A 16797-nucleotide genomic window follows, 5' to 3' on the forward strand; every position below is an offset into this window, starting at 1 on the left:
GTGGATTGAAGGGCGCCCTTCGGTGCGGGGGAGGCCCCCCCGCGAGGAGGCGGCCACCCGAAACCGCACTGGGCAGGGTGAGCCGGCGCGCCCCTTCAACGAAGAGCCCGCCGAAACAACCCGGCGGGCCCCTCTACTACTACGGCCTGGAGCGTCAACGTCAAGAGTGCCTCCACGGCGCGTCTGGGCGGAAGCCCCGTCCTCTCGCAGACCTCATCCACGTGCGCCGGCCGGGCGTCCAGGGCGTCGAGGACGGCGCATTCGGCCGCGCTCATCGACGGCGATGGCTCGCTTTTCTCGGGCAAAGCGCTCGTCCGCGCCCCGAAGGCGGCCTCCGGGAGCGGCAGCGTCCCGCCGCCGGGCGACCTGCTCCGCGCCGAGCGCCGAGCTCGCCGGCGGGGCGGCGGCGCCTGCCCGCCGAGGACCTCGACGACGTCGGCCGCGCGCGTGATGGGGCGCGCGCCGGAAACGAGCTCCAGCGCGCAGCCCACGCCGCGCGGGCTCCACGGGGCGTGGGGGACGACGCAGAGGTGGCGGCCGAGGCGGCGGGCGGCCGCCGCGGCGGAGCGGGCGCCGCTCTCGACGCCCGCCTCGACCACGACGGTCGCGAGCGTGAGCGCAGCGAGGACTGCGTTGCGCTGGAGGAACAGCGCCGGCAGCGGCGGCGTGTCGTCGGGGACGCGCGCGAGCAGCGCGCCGCCCGCGGCGAGGACGCGCGCGAACAGCCCCGCGTGCTCGCGCGGGTACGGGTGCGCGTGGCCGCCGCCGCCGACGACGACCGTCGGCGCGCGCGCGTCGAGCGCGCCCTCGTGCGCGGCCGCGTCGATTCCGCGCGCGCCGCCCGACCAGATCGAGAAGCCCGCCTCGCCGAGCGCCGCGGCGAGCGCGCGGGTGAACCGGAGCGCCTCGTCGCTCGCGGCGCGCGTCCCGACGATCGCGACGCCCGGGCACGCCGGGAGCGCGCCGCGCAGGTAGAGCGTCGGCGGCGCGGCCTCGGTCTCCGTCACGAGGGCCCAGAGCTGCGCGGGGTAGGAGGGATCTGCGGGCTGGATCTCGATCGACGCCATACGCGGCGTGTCGACCGACGCCCGGGACGAGTTGCGCGAAATGAGGACCGCGACACGAGGAGCGCGCGGCCGCCCGCTCCCGGCGCGGTCGCCGCGCTACCGGGGCGGCACGCGATGCGGGGCGCCGGGCGGCGCGGCGCTCGGCGGCGCCGTGTCTGGCGGGGTCGCGCCGGGCGGCGCGGCGCCGGGCGGCGCGGCGGGGCGCGCGCCCCGGAAGCCCTGGACGAGCACGACGCCCGCGCCGCGCCGCACCTGCGCGTGGAGCTCCACGGCGAGCGGCGCGGCGGCGGGCGCGGAGAGGCACGCTCCGCGCCCGCCGATCACCGCGACGGGGCCGCGATCCGCGTCCTGGTCGACGATCTCGAGCGCGGGCGGCGCGCCCTTCGTGACGAAGAGGTCGACCTCGATCACGCCGAGCCCGCCCTGCGCGATGAACACCGCGCACTCGTCAACACCGCGCGGGACGCGCACGGGGATCGCGGCGCTCTCCCCTTCCGCGATCGCGAGCGACACGACGTCGCCGAGGGGCGCCATGCCCGTCGCCTCCCCGCGCGCGGTGTTGGCGAGCGCGAGCGCCGTCACGCGCGGCACCGGCGCGCTCGCCGCGGGCCGCTGCTGCGCCGCGCGGCTCAGGAACAGGCGCGACGCCTCCGGGTCCGGCTCGGGCGCATCGCGCGGAGGCGGCGGGTTCCGCGGCATGTCGGGCGCGGGCGCGGAGGCCGGCGGAGGCGGCGGGCTAGGGTGCAGGACCTCGGCGCCGCCTCCGCCGCAAGCCGCCACCGCAAGCGCGAGCGACGTAGCGAGCAGGCGGCGCGCCGGCCCGAACGGATGCAGTTCGACGAGAGCGAGAGCGCGCCGCACCGCGCGGAGCCTACCAGAACCGCCACGCCGCGCTCGGTCTGCGAGCGGCCGGCCGTGGGTCGTGCTACCCCCTCGCCCGATGAAACCCAGGGACATCGTCGTCGCGACGCACGGTCACTGCTTCGACGGCATGGCGAGCGCGGCGCTGTTCACCCGCCTGATGCAGGCGCTCCGCCCCGGCGAGCCGCTCGCGCTGCGGTACCGCTCCTGCGGGTACGGCCCGGGCATGACGATGATCCCGCCTTCGTGGCTCGACGGCGACGAGAACGCGATCCTCGACTTCCGCTACACGCCGACGAAGAAGCTGACCTGGTACTTCGACCACCACGTCACCGGGTTCGGATCGGACGAGGAGCGCGACGCGGCGCTCGCCGGCGCGTCGCGCGCGAAGGTCGCGGGCGACACGCCCCAGGTCTTCTACGACGCCGCGTACGGCTCGTGCACGAAGCTCATCGCGGACGTCGCCCGCGATCACTTTGGCGTCGAGATGCCCGGCGCCGATGAGCTCATCCGGTGGGCCGACCTCATCGACACCGCGCGCTTCCCCTCGGCCGAAGCCGCCGTGAGCCGGGAGGAGCCGATCATGCAGCTCGCCTCCGTGGTGGAGCACCACGGGGACGGGCCGTTCCTCGCCTCCGTGGTGCCCCGCCTCGTCGAGCGTCCCGTGAGCGAGGTGGCGCGCGAGACCGACATCCAGGAGCTCTGGCGTCCCCTCTCCGTCTCGCGGCAGACGTTCGTCACGCGCATCGAGCGCGGCGCGCGGAAGCTCGGCCGCGTGGTGCTTGTCGACCTCTCCGACGCACCGCTCGAGGCGGTCGGCAAGTTCATGACGTACGCGATGTACCCGGACTGCGTGTACTCGGTCACGCTCTCCCGGCAGAAGCAGCACTACAAGCTCTCGGTCGGCTACAACCCCTGGTGCGGCGTCCCCCGCGATCGCGACATCGCCCCCATCTGCCGCCGCTACGAGGGGGGCGGGCACCCTGCGGTCGGCGCGGCGTCCTTCCCGCTCTCCGCGCTGGAGCGCGCGCGCGAGGCGGCCCGCGCCGTCGCCGAGGAGCTCGACGGGGAGCCCGCGCGGTGACCTGGGCCGAGCAGCGCTTCCGCAGGAGCGCGCGCGAGCCGGGGCGGGCAGCGTCATCACGCGCGCAGGCCGGGGCGGCGGCCACGCGCGCGCCGCTCCTCTTCGGGCACCGGGGCGTGCGCGGCGAGGGCGCCCCCGCGGAGAACACCCTCGCCGCCTTCGAGGAAGCCGCGGCGCAGGGGGCCGACGGGATCGAGCTCGACGTGCGGGTGTGCGGCTCGGGCGAGCTCGTGGCGCTGCACGACCCGGACCTCGCGCGGGTGACCGAGGGCGCGGACCCGCGCGCCGCCGCGGCGCTCCCCTGGGACGAGCTCCGGCGGGTCGACCTCCGCGGCGACCGGGTGCCGCTCCTGTCCGAGGTGCTCGCGTTCGCGCGCGGCCTTCGGCTCGCCGTCAACATCGAGATGAAGCGGGACGTACCCGATCGCACCGCCGTCGTGCTCGCGACAGCGCGCCTCGTGCGCGCCTGGGATCCCCGCCACGCCTTGCTCGTCTCGTCGTTCGATCCGGTCATGATCGCCTCCTTCGGCGCCATGGTGCCGGCCGTCCCGCGCGCGCTCCTCGTGCACCGGAGCCGCTACCACGACGCGGCCGTGCGCCTCGCGCCGGCGCTCGGGGCGCTCGCCGCGCACATCGAGCGGACGATCGCGTCCCCCGAGCGCATCGCGCTCCTGAAGCGGCAGGGCCGCGTGATCAACGTGTGGACCGTGAACGACCCGCGGGAAGCGCAGGACCTCGCGGCGCTCGGCGTCGACGGGCTCATCACCGACGCGCCACGCCGCATCCGCGACGCGCTCGAGTAGCCAGCGTCGCCCGGCGCGACCTGGGGCTACCGTCGCTTCCAGGGGTCGATAATCTCGCGCGAGCGGCGCGGGCTCCGGCGCGGGGCAGACGAAGCCGGCGGGGCCTTTCGCTCGGCGGACGCCGTCGGCTCCGCCGTGGCCGCGGGCAGCGCGGCGTCCGCGGCGGGCACGTCCTCGGGCAAGGGCAGGCGTGCCACCACGGGGGTCGCGGCGCGGACCACCTCCAGCGCCGGCGCAGCCGAGCTCACGCTCTCGGGCTCGATCGGCGCGGCCACGGGGGCAGCGTCCTCCTCGCCGACGGGCCGTAGCGCCGTGACCGCGACCGTCCCGCTGATCGCGGCCAGCGCGCCGCACGCCACGAGCCAGCGCAGCGTCGCGCTCGCGTGAGGCCTGCGGTCGGCGCGGACCTCGCCGGCCGCTGCCGCCGTCAGCGTGCCGGGCTGGGACGGCTCGGCCAGCGAGGCGAGCGTGTCCTGCCGCGGGCGCGGGCCCTCGTCCCCGGATCGGGAGAGCAGGGCGAGCTCCCCTGAGCCCTCGAACTCGCCGGTGCCTCCCGGCGACAGCCCGAGCAGCGTCCCCGTGCGCGACGTCACAGGCGGGGGCCTCGATGTCACGGGCGCCGGCGCCGAGGGCACGGGCAGCGGGATGCCCGGATCGCCCGCCGCGACGACGAAGGCGTGCACCATCTCCTGCGCCGACTGGAACCGCTGGGCCCTGTCGCGCGAGAGCGCGCGCAGGAAGAAGCCGTCGAGATCGGCCGGCACGTCGGGCGCGAGGTGCGTCGCGAGCGGGATCGGCTCGACGAGGATGCGCGACAGGACCGCGCCGAGCACGTCGCCCTCGAACGGGAGCTTGCCCGTGACCGCGCGGAAGAGGATCACCCCGAGCGACCACAGATCGCTCCGCGCGTCGAGGTTCCTGTCGCCGCGCGCCTGCTCCGGGCTCATGTAGAACGGCGAGCCCAGGAGCTCGCCGGTCCTCGTGGTCTCGTCGGTGAGGAGCTTGCCGGTGAGCTGCTTGGCGATGCCGAAGTCGAGGACCTTGACGATCTCCTCGTCCTCGTCGACGCGCGAGAGGAACAGGTTGCCGGGCTTGAGATCGCGGTGGACGAGCCCGGACTCGTGCGCGCGGCGCAGCGCCTTGCCGGTCTGGATCGCGATGCGCGCCGCCTCGGTGAGGGAGATGCGGCGGACCCGCCTCAGGCGACGGCTGAGATCCTCGCCCCGCAGCAGCTCCATGACGAGGTACGGGACGGTCCCCCAGATCCCGTAGTCCTGCACGCTCACCACGTGCGGGCTATCGAGGTTCGCCGCGGTCCGCGCCTCGCGGTAGAAGCGCGCGCGGAACTCCGGCGAGGCCGCGTGCTCCGGATCCATGAACTTGATCGCCGCCGGCGCCCCCAGCTGGAGGTGCCGGGCCAGCCACACCGAGCCCATCCCGCCCCGCGAGAGCGGCCCCTCCAGGCGGTATTTATCGCCGACGATCGTTCCCGGCTCGACGTCCATCGCCGACTCCTCCCGCCACGGCGAGGTGGATTGCGTCTGTCTAGACGTTCGAGCGAGCGGCGTCCACGCCATCAGGCGAGCGCTGCCGTACGCCAGCCGGGGCCACCCGAGATGGCCTTTGCCCTTTCAGGAGCCGCCTGAGCGCGCCTGCTCAGAGCACCTTAGTCCTGGCAGTCGACATGACGGCGGACGACGCCGCCCGGGACCGGCTGCGTGAACGCCCCGGAGATGAGGGGCGGATTCCACTTCGCCTCTTTGTACTGAAAGATCACGTCGTCCGCGGTGTTGGGCACCCGCATGCGGATCGATCGGGGGATCTCGGCCAGGCAGGCGCCGCCGCTCGGCGGGATCGGATCGTCGATCCCCTCCGGATCGACGCGCGGCGGCGCGGTGCGGATGGCCTCGTGATGGCTCAGCTCCACGTGATAGAGGTCTGTCCCGCGCTGCGCGACGCGGACCTCGCGGACGCGCATGCGCTGCTGGCTCCACGGCGCGAGAAAGTCGCGGGGGTGTGGCTCGAGGTGGATCTCCTCCACCGCGTCGCGGGAGCCCTGGATCAGCACACGGTAGAACCCGTCGCCGTCCCAGGTGATCGAGGCGCCGTGCGGCTCGTGAGCGAGCACCGGCGCCTCGCCGCGGAGCAGCGAGACAAGGGCGTGCCCGGGGATGGGCACCTGGGTGAGCCGCGCCAGGTTGCACGCGCTCGCGGGCCCGTGCAGGAGCTGCTTCTCCCCGACATCGAGCATCTGGAACTGGGTGCCATTCGACGTGAGCGTGAAGAGCGTCGCGCCGAACGGGCTCACCACGTCGAAGCGCACCCGATCCGGATTGACGGCGAGGATGTACATGTCCCCGCGGAGCCGCCCCTGGCGCGAGAAATGGTCGACCTTGGCGGTGCCCTGGACGCCGTTCACGCAGGCATAGGAGGCCTTCATCCGGTCGAGCGCCGCGTCGGCGGTCGGGAACCGGGACGCGGGCGGATCCACGGAGGCACAGCCGGTCACGAGCACGGCGAGGGGCGCGGCCCAGGCGATCGCGCGATGGCGCATGGGCGCGGACGCTGGCAAGGATCGCCGAGCCCGTCAACCGCGGAAGCGGCGCCGAGCCCATCCACCGCCGGAGCGGCGTGAGGAGCGTGGCCGTGGAGGAGGGCTGTCGAGGGAGGGCCTAGGGCCAGGAGACGGCGGCGCGGAGAGCCGCGCGTCCGGCCCGGAGCGAGCCCCCGGCCGGACGCGCGCGAGCGGGATCAGGACGCCCGGAGCGCCTCGAGCAGATCGACGTCGGGGATCGCGACCGGGAGGCGGGCGCGGAGGACGGCGACGTCGTTGTCCTCGCAGAGGCGAGCCACCGCGAGCCCGTCAAAGAGGGAGATGGGCGCGGTCCCCACGATCGCGGCCTCTTCGCGCGCACCGGAGAGCATCTGACCGGCGGTCAGGATCCAGCCAGCGGTCGCGGGGCCGTAGTGGTGGAGCGAGCCGCGCAGCTCGGTGACCCGCTCGCGGCCGACCTCGCGGCCGTCCCGCCGGATGACCAGCGCGATCTTGATCTCATCACCCGCCGTGCGGAGCGCGCCGGAGAAGTGGCTCTCGCCGCCCGGCGCCCCGGCGCGGCGCACCGCGCGCAGCTGGCCGATGCCGATGCGCTCGAGGGCGAGGACGCAGATCTCGACGAAGGCATGGCCCGGGAGCTCGGAGAGCTTGCGCACGAAGGCGCGCCGCGCGGCGTCGCGGTAGCGCTCCACCGCGGCGAGCGCCTCCTGCTCCAGCCGCGCCAGATCGCCCGGCAGCAGCCAGTCCGTCAGCGCGATCCTGCCGCCGGCGAAGCGGAAGCGAGGCCGCTGCCCCGCGGCGGTGCGGCGCGCGTTGTCGGCGCGCACGGCGGCCGCGACCTGGGACTGCACGAGCTGCACGTCGCCGGCGAGGCGGCCGCGGCGCTGCGCCGTCTCCGCGATCTGCCGGAGCGAGACCGCGCCCGCGTTCCGATCGAAGGTCGACAGGATGCCGGCGACCGCATCGGCGAGATCACGGCCGGCCAGGTCGTCGAGCGCGTGCCCTTCGCCGCCCGTGAGCTCGATCACCTGCGGACCGCGGTAGACCGGCTCGGCGCCGAAGCTGTCGGGACGGTCCGCTCGGTCGGTGCGCTCAGCCCGGTCGGTGCGCTCAGCCCGGTCGGTGCGCTCGACCCGGTCGGTGCGCTCGACCCGGTCGGTGCGCTCGCCACGCTCGGGACGATCGAAGCGCTCGGTCCGGTCGGAGCGCGGCGGCTCGCGGCCGTTCTCGCGCCGCGCCTCGAACACAGGCGTCGCGACATAGGAAGGCAGCCCACCGGTGCTCGGGTTGGCCTCCGCGGTCCCGCGGCCGCGGCGGCGCCGGCGGCGGCGACGACGGCCCTCGCCCTGCTCGCCCGACGAGCCGGGCGTCGCGCGGTCCTCGCCGCCGAGGATCGGCTGATCGTCGTCGTCCTCTTCGTCGAAGAGCTCCGCGGCGCCGGCCACGGCCTCGGCCCGCATCGCCTCGTCCGGGCCCGGCGGCTCCGCGTCGTCGAGCTCGCCCTCTTCCTCTTCGACGTAGGTGCTCGCGGCGCGCGGGGACGACGGCGTCGGCGGCGGCACGGGCTCGCGCGCTGCCGCGATCTCCACGCCGTTCAGCCCCGCCGCGCTCGTCGCGCCGGCCACGACCTCCTCGTCGTCCTCGTCCTCATCGTCGATCGCAGGCGCGGCCTGCGCCGCCTCGTCTGCGGCTCCGACCTCGACCGCTCCGCTCTCCGCCTCGAGCTCCGCGGGAGCGCCAAGCTCGCTCTCCTCCACCGCGTCCTCGTCGGCGCTCGCATCGAAGAGGGTCGCCTGCTCCTCGTCCTTGCGCGCCTTGGCCGCCTCGGGCTTTCCGCCGCGCTTCGCCTTCTTGCCGTCGAGCCCAGACTTGATGGTCTTCTCGTCCCACTCGCGCAGCGCGAACACGCCCGGCTTCACCCGCACCAGGGGGTTGTCCGCCGTGTCCTTCTTCAACGTCGCCGCCAGGCGGGCGCCCATCGTCACCTCTGGGCTCTTTCCAACGTGGCTAAGGAGGTTCTTCTCGATCGCGATATCGGTGATCTCTTTATAGTGAAGCGGTCTACCGATGAGGCGAAGCACCTCGGCGGCTGCATCCGTGAACGTCATCTTTGTTCGCCCTTCGGGCGCGCCGCCCGGCGGGCGCCCTCGTCGTCCCCATCGCGGCCGCCCCGTCCAAAGTGGCTGACGAAGCGCGCGGGATACCCCACCGCAGCCGGGAAACGCACATTCGCTCCCACTCGGCCACGACGCGCGGAACGGCCTGCTCGTAGCATGCTCGGAAACGGCGGTCAACGGAACGCGCGATCCGGCTCAAGAGAAGCCGCTGACCGACCTCTAGGGCACGGAACCGGGGGGCGTGCGGCGCGAGGCCCGGATCGACCGCGCGCCGCGCCGAGGCGAGCGCACGGCGGCCGACAACAGCAGCCTGGATGAACGCGCGGCGCGCAGCCAACGGCGCGCGGGCCCCTGCACGAGCATCGATGTGGCTCGTGAGCGGATGTCGGCCAGTCCGAAGCACGGGAGAAGACGAAGGGGGAAGATGCGTTGATGCGCTGGTCTGTTGAGGTGGTGAGTGCGTCGATATGTCCGGGAGTCCAGGAGTCGAAGGCTCTCCCTCAACTCACGGCATCGCCGCACGACCGCACCACCACCGCGCGGCCGAGGAGCGCTATACGAGGATGGAAGACGCGATTGGCCGGAGCGCGCCGGACGGACCGGGCATCACCGTGCGTAACCACGCGCAATCATCCGTAACCACGCGTAACCACGTGTAATCACGCGTAATCATGCGCAATCGCCCGTAACCGCGTGTAACCGGGCGCGGAAGGGCGCTCCCGGACGGCGCGCCGCGGTCGTCACGCGGTCGTCACGGCCGCGGCTCGCCCGGCCAGCGGTTGCGCGGCGCGGCGCGGGGAACAGCGCTTTTGCGCTTTGCCATCTGCCGGACAGGAGGGTTACGCTCTGTGGGTGGAGCTTTCGCGGTTGCTCGACGAGCTCACCCTGGCGGCGGACAAGGTCGGCATCGCCGTCAGGATGGAAGCGTTCGATCCGCACCTGTCGGACGCGCGCAATCCGCGGGGCGGGCTCTGCACGGTGCTCGGCCGGCGGATCATCCTGGTCGACGCCAACGCGTCGCTGCCGGATCGCATCGCGACGGTGGCGGGCGCGCTCGCGCGCGTCGACCTGGAGTCCGTGTTCCTGCCGCCGATCGTGCGCGCGACCATCGGCGCTCACGCCCGCGGCGCGCGGCCCCGGGCGGCCGCGCCGGGCGAACCAGCGCGGCTGCCAGCGCGCCCCGCGCGGGGCGGGAAGGCCCCGAAGCTGCTCCCGCTCGCCCGCACCAAGTGGCGTGACGCCTGAACGACTGTCCCGGAAGGGCGCAGGCAGCGCGCGCTACGACGCGAGCGTTCGCTCGACCTCGGTGTAGAGAGCCGCGATCGCCGCGTCGAGCTGCGCCACGTCGGTCCCGCCGGCCTGCGCCATGTCCGGGCGGCCGCCGCCGGAGCCGCCCACGATGCGGGCGATCGGCTTGATGAGCTCGCCGGCCTTGAGCCGCTCGGTGGCCGACTTCGAGAGCATCACGGCGAGCTGCGCCTTGTCGCCCACGGCCGCGCCGAGCAGCACCGCCGAGCGATCGCCGAGCTTGTCGCGCAGCTTCTCCGCGAGATCGCGCAGCGCGCCCGGGTTGGTGCCGTCCGGCACCCGGCGCGCGAGCACCTTGATCCCGCCGATCTCCCGGGCGCCGTCCAGCATCGCGTCGATGCCGCCGCCACCGCCGCCCTGTGCGGGGCCCGCCCCCTCCAGGATCCGCCGCTCGAGATCCGTGACCTTCTTCTCGAGCTCCCGCTCGTGCGCCACGATCTTCCCGATCTTCTCTGCGAGATCGCCGCCCTGCGCCTTCGCGACCTGGCGCGCCCGGGCGAGCTCGGCCTCGACGCCCCGCGTGTACGCGAGCGCGTTCAGCCCCGTCGACGCAAGGAGCCGCCGCACGCCCGCGGCCACGCCGCCTTCGCTCGTGATCTTGAACAGCCCGATGTCCCCCAGCGCGCACGCGTGTGTGCCGCCGCAGAGCTCCACCACCTCGGGCGTCATCGTGAGCATCCGCACCGTGTCGCCGTACTTCTCCTCGAAGATCGCCATCGCGCCCCGCCGCCGCGCCTCGTCCATCGGCAGGATCTCGGTCGTCACCTTCGCGTTCGTCAGGACCTTCTCGTTCACCAGATCCTCGATCCGCGAGATCTCCTCGCGGGTGAGGGGCCGGTTGTGCGTGAAGTCGAAGCGGAGGACGTCCGGGCCGACCCGCGAGCCCTTCTGCTGCGCGTGCTCGCCGAGCACCTTGCGCAGCGCCCAGTGCAGGACGTGCGTGGCCGAGTGGTTGCGCCGCGTCGCCGAGCGCGCCGCGTGGTCCACCGCCAGGTGGACGCGCTGCCCCACGGCGAGCGCCCCCTCGCGGACCACGCCCTCGTGCACGACCAGCCCGGCGAGCGGCTTCTGCGTGTCCTTCACCTCGACGCGCGCCCCGTCCGCCGTCACCTCGCCGACGTCGCCGACCTGACCGCCCGACTCGGCGTAGAACGGCGTCTCGCGCACGACGATCTCGACCGTCGCCCCCGCCTCCGCGCGCTCGACCAGCGCCCGGACCTTGCGCGCCCGGTCGCCTTCGCCCTGGACCTCGACCCGGACGATCGCGACGATCTCGCTGTCACCTTCCTCGTGCTCGTAGCCCCTGAACACCACCGGCTGCGCGAGCTTGGCGCGGGCCTCGCGGTGCGCGGGGTCCACCGCGGCGGTCGGATCGATCGGGCCGTCCGCCTCGCCAGCGCCCTTGATGATCGCCTCGGCCCCCTGGACGTCGACGCCGAAGTTCGACTCGGCGGAGATGACCTGGGTCAGATCGAGCGGGAAGCCATAGGTGGTGTAGAGATCGGCCGCGGCGGCGGCCGGGAGCGTCCGCTCGCCGGACGAGCGCATCTCGTCGAAGCGCTCGTCGAGGATCTTCATCCCGCGCTTCAGCGTGGCGCGGAAGCGGACCTCCTCGTCCTCGGTGACGCGGGCGATGAGCTCTCGCCGATCGCGGAGCTCCGGGTACGTCTCACCCATCCGGCGGACCACCTCGAGCGCGATCTCGTGCAGGAAGGGCCGATCGATCCCGAGCCGGTGTCCGTGGCGGATCGCGCGGCGCATCACCCGGCGGAGCACGTACTCGCGCCGCTGCTTCTCGGGCATCACGCCCTCGGCGATCAGGAACGCGGCCGTCCGCGCGTGATCCGCGATGACCCGCATCGACACGTCGTCGTCAGCGCCGCCTCCCGTGTACGGCTTGCCGCTGAGCTCGGCGGCCTTGTCGACGAGCCCGCGGAGCAGGTCCGTGTCGTAGTTCGACGTCACGCCCTGGAGCACGCTCGCGAGCCGCTCCAGGCCCATGCCGGTGTCGATGCTCGGCGCCGGCAGCGGCACGACCGGGCCGTCCTTCTCGGCGCGCTCGTACTGCATGAACACGTTGTTCCAGATCTCGGTCCAGCCCGTGCCGTCGATGCGCGGCTCCTCGCCGAAGCGCGCGACGTCGGGCTCCTTCCCGTGGAAGAAGTGGATCTCCGAGCAGGGGCCGCACGGGCCGACGTCACCCATCGTCCAGAAGTTGTCGGCCAGGCCGAGCCGGAGGATGCGGTCGTCGCCGAAGCCCGTGACCTTGCGCCAGATCGCCGCGGCCTCGTCGTCGGCCGGGAAGCCCCCCTCACCGTTGTAGATGGTGACCACGAGCCGCGACGGCGAGATATCGTAGACCTTCGTCAGGAGCTCCCAGGCGAAGGCGATCGCGTCTTCCTTGAAGTAATCGCCAAAGCTGAAGTTGCCGAGCATCTCGAAGAACGTCTGGTGGCGCGCGGTGACGCCGACGTTCTCGAGATCGTTGTGCTTGCCGCTGATCCGGATGCACTTCTGGCTCGAGGCAGCGCGCTGGTACGGGCGCCTGTCCTTGCCCGTGAAGACGTCCTTGAACTGCACCATGCCCGCGTTCACGAACATCAGCGTCGGATCGTTCTGAGGCACGAGCGGCGCGCTCGGGACGATCTCGTGCCCGCGCTGGGCGAAGAACTCGAGGAATGTGCGGCGGAGCAGGTCGGAGCTGGCAGGCGTTGCGATGGACATAGGAGGACGCGCGGTCTAGCACGACCGGAGAGCGGCTTCCGCCTGCTCGACGCGCGCCCGCGACGCCCGGCCGCGGAAGACGCGCGCGTCGGGCCGGTTTGCGCCGGGCCGGTGTGCGAGCCGGCTCGCGCCGGGCCCGCTGGGCGCGCCGGCTCACGCCGGCGAGACCGGAGCGCGGGGTCAGCGGCCGGAGGCGACGACGCTGGTGCCGGAGGCGGCCTCGAGGGCGAGCGGTGCCCTCTGGAGCGCGCTCTCGATCGCGCCCGCGACGGCGTCGCTCTGCAGCTGGGCGAGCTCCCTCAGGCCCTGGGCGCGCTTCGCCTCGGCGAGCGCCTGGGCCGAGCCGGTCATCGAGCCCTTCAGCGTCTGGCTCGGCATCTCGCGGATCACGTACTCGACCTTGGCGGCGAAGCCGACCCCCTCCGTCCCATGGCGCTTGCTCAGGTGCGTGACCGAGCCGTCCAGCGTGAAGGCCGGCAGCTTGCGGGTCTTGCCTTCCGCCGCCACGTCCATGCCGTCGGCCACGATTTCGATGTCGGCGAACTGCGCCACGCGGTTGCGCGTCTGCTGCTTCAGCTGCAGTCCGAGCTTCGCGTCCTTCACGCTGGAGCGGTTCTCGAACTTGCCCAGGCTGACCAGGAAGCGCGCCTTGGACGACGAGCGCGACAGCTTCTCGATGGCGGCCTCGATCGGGCGCTTCAGGTTGGGGGCAGGCTCGAGGTTGAGCGCCGCCCTGAGCGCCGGGACCGCCGCGGGGTTACCCAGCGCGCCGAGCGCCGCCGCGGCCGACGCGCGCACCGCCGGGTGCGGATCCCTGAGCGCCTTCTCGAGGGCAGGGCGGGCGCCGGGGCTCTTCGACCTGCTGAGCGACAGCGCCGCCGCGACACGGAGCCGATAGTCCTTGCCGACCGCGATGTCGCGGAACGCGGACGTGTCTCCGTCCTCGGCGACGGACAGGGCGGTCGACCCGAGCACCATCGACGCCGCCAAGAACATCGCAATAAAGAGACGACGAACCATCACGTCCCTCCGGAGAACGGCGGCTCACGCCACCCATTCTCCTCGGTGAACCACGGAAGTATCGCGACGCGCTTGGCGTCCAGACAATCCTATCCTTGGCCAGGACGGTCGCGAGATCAAGGGCTGTTTGGCCCCGGATGGCTCATGCAGGACTCATGACGAGAGCGACGACGTCGCCGTTTCGCGCTGTTGCGCGCTGTTGCGCGCCGTCGCGCACGGTTTCGCACCGCTTCGCCGCCCCGAGCGCTCATTTCCAGACACGCGGCGGCGCGCGAGGCTGGCTGAGCGTCGGGCGGGTTCGGCTCAGAAGAGGATACCGAGATACCAGCGCACCGTCTGTGCGGTCTCGAGGTCGATCTTATGGACCGCGTCTTCACCCCTGAGCTGGCCGAGCCCGCCGAGAGGAAACAGCACGCCGTACTGCACCGCCGTGTAGAAGCCGCCCATCTTGTCGGGGTCGTCGTTGAGCGTCCCGTCCTTGGACTGGAAGTACAGCTGCCCGTTCAGCTCGATGCCGAGATCCCGGGAGTTGCCGGGTGCCTGGAGGAACTCGGAGGCGCGGCTCCAGATGGCCGCGGCGCCGACGCCGGCGCGCTGGCCGTTCTTGTCGCGGGCGAAGTCCCAGTCGACGCCAGGGCGGAAATAATACGCGCCCTGGACCCGAGAGAGGATGTTCCTGAAGAGGATCTGGTCGACCCGGTAATCGGGGTGGAAGCGGAATGTCGAGTAGGTGCGATCGGTCGAGTTCTGGGGATCCATGGCCCCGAGCGTCGTCCCCTGCGGCTCGAGGCCGGGCGCGTCGTCGTCGCCGGTCGCGTACCCGAAGCCGAAATGGACGCGCAGCCGGCCCTCCATCTCGGTGAGCTCGGCCTGCGTGGCGAGCCCGAACTGCCGGACGCCCCAGCCGGTGTCCTTCGGCGAGAGGACGTTCGTATAATCGCTCTCGTTCTGCCCGCGCAGATCGAGGGATCCGTAGATCATCGCCGCCTCGAGCTCGAAGCGGAACTTCTTGTAAAGGAGCTGGAACCACACGTCGGGGATGATCATCTCCGCCCCCCGATGCACGTACCCCGCCGCGACGTTGTCGGCGCTCTGGCCGAGCGACGCGGACAAGTCGTCGTTGGTGTCGCCGGCTGTGAGGTCGTTCGCCAGCGTCTGCTGCCGGTAAGCGAAGTAGACGCCGCCGTTCATGACCATGTTGCCGCGGGCGAGCTCGAGCTTCTGGAGCTCGGGATTCTTGCGGCGGACGGCGACGAACACGTACTGATCGACGTCATCGGACTGGGCGAGGTCGTACGGCTGGCCCTCGAGGTCCTGGATCGATGCGCTCGTCGCGCCCTCGTTGGCCCAGTCCCACGCACCGGCGAAGTAGATGTCGTATTTCTTGATGCCCGTGACGAACATCAGCCGGTCGACGGTCGACTGGTAGTCGGAATCGTACCCGTCACCGCTGTTCGCCACCATACCGAGGCCCCAGTGGTTCGGCATGCGGCCGAAGCGGAGGAGACCGACGGGGGTCATGTACTCTCCCCAGATCCGCTTGACGGAGATCGAGTCCTTCGTCGAGTTGATGCCGGCGCTGGGCGCCCACTGGGTGCTGGAGAAGGCCCCGAGCGGCGAGTAGCCGCCCCGGCGGGCGACCTGGTAGCCGCCGCCCGCCGCCGGCTGGTTCGCGTAGCCGTCCGGGGTCGAGCCGAGCACCACGTTGTCGAGGAGATCGACCTGGGTGAGGATGCGCAGGTTGTCGCTGATGTGCAGCTCGGGATTGAGCCGGAACCGCATGTTCGCGCCGGCCTGGGTGTCGTTCTTGCACGACTCGAACGAGCGGGTGCCGCCGCTCGTGGTCTCGCTCGGGTTGCAGAGCGAGAGCACGCTCCGCTGGTAGGAGTTGTCGGCCGGCTGCGGCCAGAGCGCCTCATTGCGCAGGTCGTTGCGGCCGAGGGCGAAGCTGTTGAAGAGCTCCCAACGGAGCCGGTAGTAGCCGTGGAACTCGAACGTCGGTCGCGCGTGGGACCACCAGTCCTCGGCATAGACCTCGCTGGGCCGGGCGCCGATCTCCGCCTGGATCGCCTGCCGCTCGGGCTGCTCGGCCGCCGCAGCGGCTGCGGGCCCTTCCGAGGCCGCGGGCGTGGCCGGCTGCGGGGCGGAGGAAGCGGCCGTGTCGGCCGGCGGCAGGAGCGGCTCGCGCGCCGCCGGGGGTTCGGGCGTCTCGGCGCCGGCCGGCGCCGCGCCGGGCTGCGCGGGCGTCGCGGCGGGTTGGGCCGGAGCGGCGGGCGCTGCGCCGGGCTGGGCCGGCGCGGCGGGCTGCGCAGCGGGGGCGCCGGCCTGCCCGGCGGGCGGCTGCGCTGGGGCCGCCGGCGGCTGGGCCGGCCGGCGTACCGGCTGGGCGGACGCGGAAGACGCGCCCAGCACGAGCGCGAGCGCGAGGCCCGACCGGAGGCGACGGCGAGGGGTGCCAGGGCGGCACGACGTACCCGGAGACCGCGACGAGATGGGCATCTGCTTGGTTTCGTTCGCGCGTTTCGCCCCGCGCGCAGGAAGAGGTTGAAGATCCGAGCTCTCGGTGGCCCGGAGGCCGGGGGCCGATGTCTCACGCCCGGCCTGTGTGGTCAAGGCACCGCTCGGCCCCGGGCCCTGGAACCCGGTCACGGATACACACCCGGGACGCATCGGAGCAGGGGCCACCTCAACCTCGGTCGGCTGGCAGGGCGGGGACGGTGCCGCCTCAACCTCGGTCGGGGCCGCCTCAACCTCGGTCGGGGCCGCCTCAACCTCGGTCGGGGCCGCCTCAACCTCGGTCGGGGCCGCCTCAACCTCGGTCAGGGCGGTCGGGGTGATGAGGCCACCTCGGCCACCTCAACCTCGGTCGGGGTGGGCAACCTCAAGCAAGGGCATCGACGCGAAGCAGCTGGCAGCGAGGGGCGACGGGCCGGACAGGCCGATCGACGACAACAAGCGCGCCCTGGCGCGCCAGAAGAACCGGCGCGTCGAGTTCATCATCGTGCACTCGCTGAAGAAGCCGCAACATGCGCCTGCAACGCCCGCGGGTCCCGCGCCATCGCCGGCGGCAGCGCCGCCGCCGGCGTCCCCGGCCGCCCAGGCCCCGCCAGCGGCGTCGCCGGCCGCGCCGCGGCCGCTCTCGCCCGCGCCGCCGATGCCCTGATCCCTCCTCACCTGCAGCGCACGGCCGCGCCGACGGGCGGATCTCGCCGTCCTCCCCTCTGGATCTCTCGCCCGAGCTGAGCGACGCTCTCGCCCG

General features: G+C 73.1%; 12 protein-coding genes. 4 read left to right on the forward strand and 8 right to left on the reverse strand.

Translation table 11 applies throughout. The annotated features are described in order from the left end of the window. Positions 1–95: 95 nt before the first annotated feature. Together WME79_RS28560 and WME79_RS28565 are read right to left on the reverse strand one after the other, a co-directional pair. Entirely contained in the window at positions 96–1067 is a 972-nt protein-coding gene (locus WME79_RS28560) for a DNA-processing protein DprA (protein ID WP_437521106.1), read from the reverse strand. A gap of 96 nt (positions 1068–1163) precedes the next feature. Then, positions 1164–1928 (reverse strand): hypothetical protein, encoded by a 765-nt coding sequence (locus WME79_RS28565; RefSeq protein WP_437521109.1) that lies wholly within the window; start codon positions 1926–1928, stop codon positions 1164–1166. Positions 1929–2007: 79 nt separating this feature from the next. Here WME79_RS28565 and WME79_RS28570 point away from each other — a divergent pair, with 79 nt between their 5' ends. Beyond that, on the forward strand, positions 2008–3012 hold the full coding sequence (locus WME79_RS28570; RefSeq protein ID WP_437521111.1) for a hypothetical protein: 1005 nt from the start codon (positions 2008–2010) through the stop codon (positions 3010–3012). Continuing rightward, the gene (locus WME79_RS28575; RefSeq protein ID WP_437521114.1) at positions 3009–3815 is read left to right on the forward strand and encodes a glycerophosphodiester phosphodiesterase; all 807 of its coding nucleotides are present in this window, start codon (positions 3009–3011) and stop codon (positions 3813–3815) included. The genes WME79_RS28570 and WME79_RS28575 overlap by 4 nt, the downstream gene beginning before the upstream one ends. Positions 3816–3841: 26 nt before the next feature. Here the strand turns inward: WME79_RS28575 and WME79_RS28580 are convergent, their stop codons facing one another. The 3 genes from WME79_RS28580 to WME79_RS28590 all read right to left on the reverse strand — a co-directional run bounded on the left by WME79_RS28580 (position 3842) and on the right by WME79_RS28590 (position 8477). Then, positions 3842–5320 (reverse strand): protein kinase domain-containing protein, encoded by a 1479-nt coding sequence (locus WME79_RS28580; protein ID WP_437521116.1) that lies wholly within the window; start codon positions 5318–5320, stop codon positions 3842–3844. Between the two features lie 161 nt (positions 5321–5481). Continuing rightward, entirely contained in the window at positions 5482–6369 is an 888-nt protein-coding gene (locus WME79_RS28585) for a LolA family protein (RefSeq protein ID WP_437521118.1), read from the reverse strand. Between the two features lie 197 nt (positions 6370–6566). Beyond that, a complete protein-coding gene (locus WME79_RS28590) occupies positions 6567–8477 on the reverse strand; it encodes an HTH domain-containing protein (RefSeq protein WP_437521121.1) in 1911 nt (636 codons plus the stop codon). Between the two features lie 861 nt (positions 8478–9338). Between WME79_RS28590 and WME79_RS28595 the strand changes: the two genes are divergently transcribed. Further along, positions 9339–9731 carry a hypothetical protein gene (locus tag WME79_RS28595; protein ID WP_272094039.1) on the forward strand — a complete coding sequence of 131 codons (393 nt, stop codon included), beginning with the start codon at positions 9339–9341 and terminating at the stop codon, positions 9729–9731. A 33-nt stretch (positions 9732–9764) separates the two neighbouring features. Here WME79_RS28595 and alaS read toward each other — a convergent pair whose 3' ends face one another. From alaS to WME79_RS28610, 3 genes are all read right to left on the reverse strand, one after another. Continuing rightward, a complete protein-coding gene (gene alaS, locus WME79_RS28600) occupies positions 9765–12518 on the reverse strand; it encodes an alanine--tRNA ligase (RefSeq protein ID WP_437521124.1) in 2754 nt (917 codons plus the stop codon). A gap of 180 nt (positions 12519–12698) precedes the next feature. Further along, entirely contained in the window at positions 12699–13538 is an 840-nt protein-coding gene (locus tag WME79_RS28605; protein WP_437521127.1) for a HEAT repeat domain-containing protein, read from the reverse strand. A 303-nt stretch (positions 13539–13841) separates the two neighbouring features. Next, positions 13842–16037 (reverse strand): TIGR04551 family protein, encoded by a 2196-nt coding sequence (locus WME79_RS28610; RefSeq protein ID WP_437521129.1) that lies wholly within the window; start codon positions 16035–16037, stop codon positions 13842–13844. A gap of 337 nt (positions 16038–16374) precedes the next feature. On the opposite strand from WME79_RS28610, the gene WME79_RS28615 reads away from it, so the two are divergent. Next, positions 16375–16701, forward strand: a complete 327-nt coding sequence (locus WME79_RS28615) for a hypothetical protein (RefSeq protein ID WP_437521131.1) — start codon at positions 16375–16377, stop codon at positions 16699–16701. The last annotated feature ends 96 nt before the right edge of the window (positions 16702–16797 follow it).

This window comes from Sorangium sp. So ce726 (assembly GCF_051521405.1).
GTDB lineage: Bacteria > Myxococcota_A > Polyangia > Polyangiales > Polyangiaceae > Sorangium.

Excerpts from the sequence above, each read along its gene's own strand:
- WME79_RS28560 (WP_437521106.1), bottom strand. The coding sequence starts at position 1,067 with ATGGCGTCGATCGAGATCCAGCCCGCAGATCCCTCCTACCCCGCGCAG.
- WME79_RS28570 (WP_437521111.1), top strand. The coding sequence starts at position 2,008 with ATGAAACCCAGGGACATCGTCGTCGCGACGCACGGTCACTGCTTCGAC.
- WME79_RS28580 (WP_437521116.1), bottom strand. The coding sequence starts at position 5,320 with ATGGACGTCGAGCCGGGAACGATCGTCGGCGATAAATACCGCCTGGAG.
- WME79_RS28585 (WP_437521118.1), bottom strand. The coding sequence starts at position 6,369 with ATGCGCCATCGCGCGATCGCCTGGGCCGCGCCCCTCGCCGTGCTCGTG.
- WME79_RS28590 (WP_437521121.1), bottom strand. The coding sequence starts at position 8,477 with ATGACGTTCACGGATGCAGCCGCCGAGGTGCTTCGCCTCATCGGTAGA.
- alaS (WP_437521124.1), bottom strand. The coding sequence starts at position 12,518 with ATGTCCATCGCAACGCCTGCCAGCTCCGACCTGCTCCGCCGCACATTC.
- WME79_RS28605 (WP_437521127.1), bottom strand. The coding sequence starts at position 13,538 with ATGGTTCGTCGTCTCTTTATTGCGATGTTCTTGGCGGCGTCGATGGTG.
- WME79_RS28610 (WP_437521129.1), bottom strand. The coding sequence starts at position 16,037 with ATGCCCATCTCGTCGCGGTCTCCGGGTACGTCGTGCCGCCCTGGCACC.
- WME79_RS28615 (WP_437521131.1), top strand. The coding sequence starts at position 16,375 with ATGAGGCCACCTCGGCCACCTCAACCTCGGTCGGGGTGGGCAACCTCA.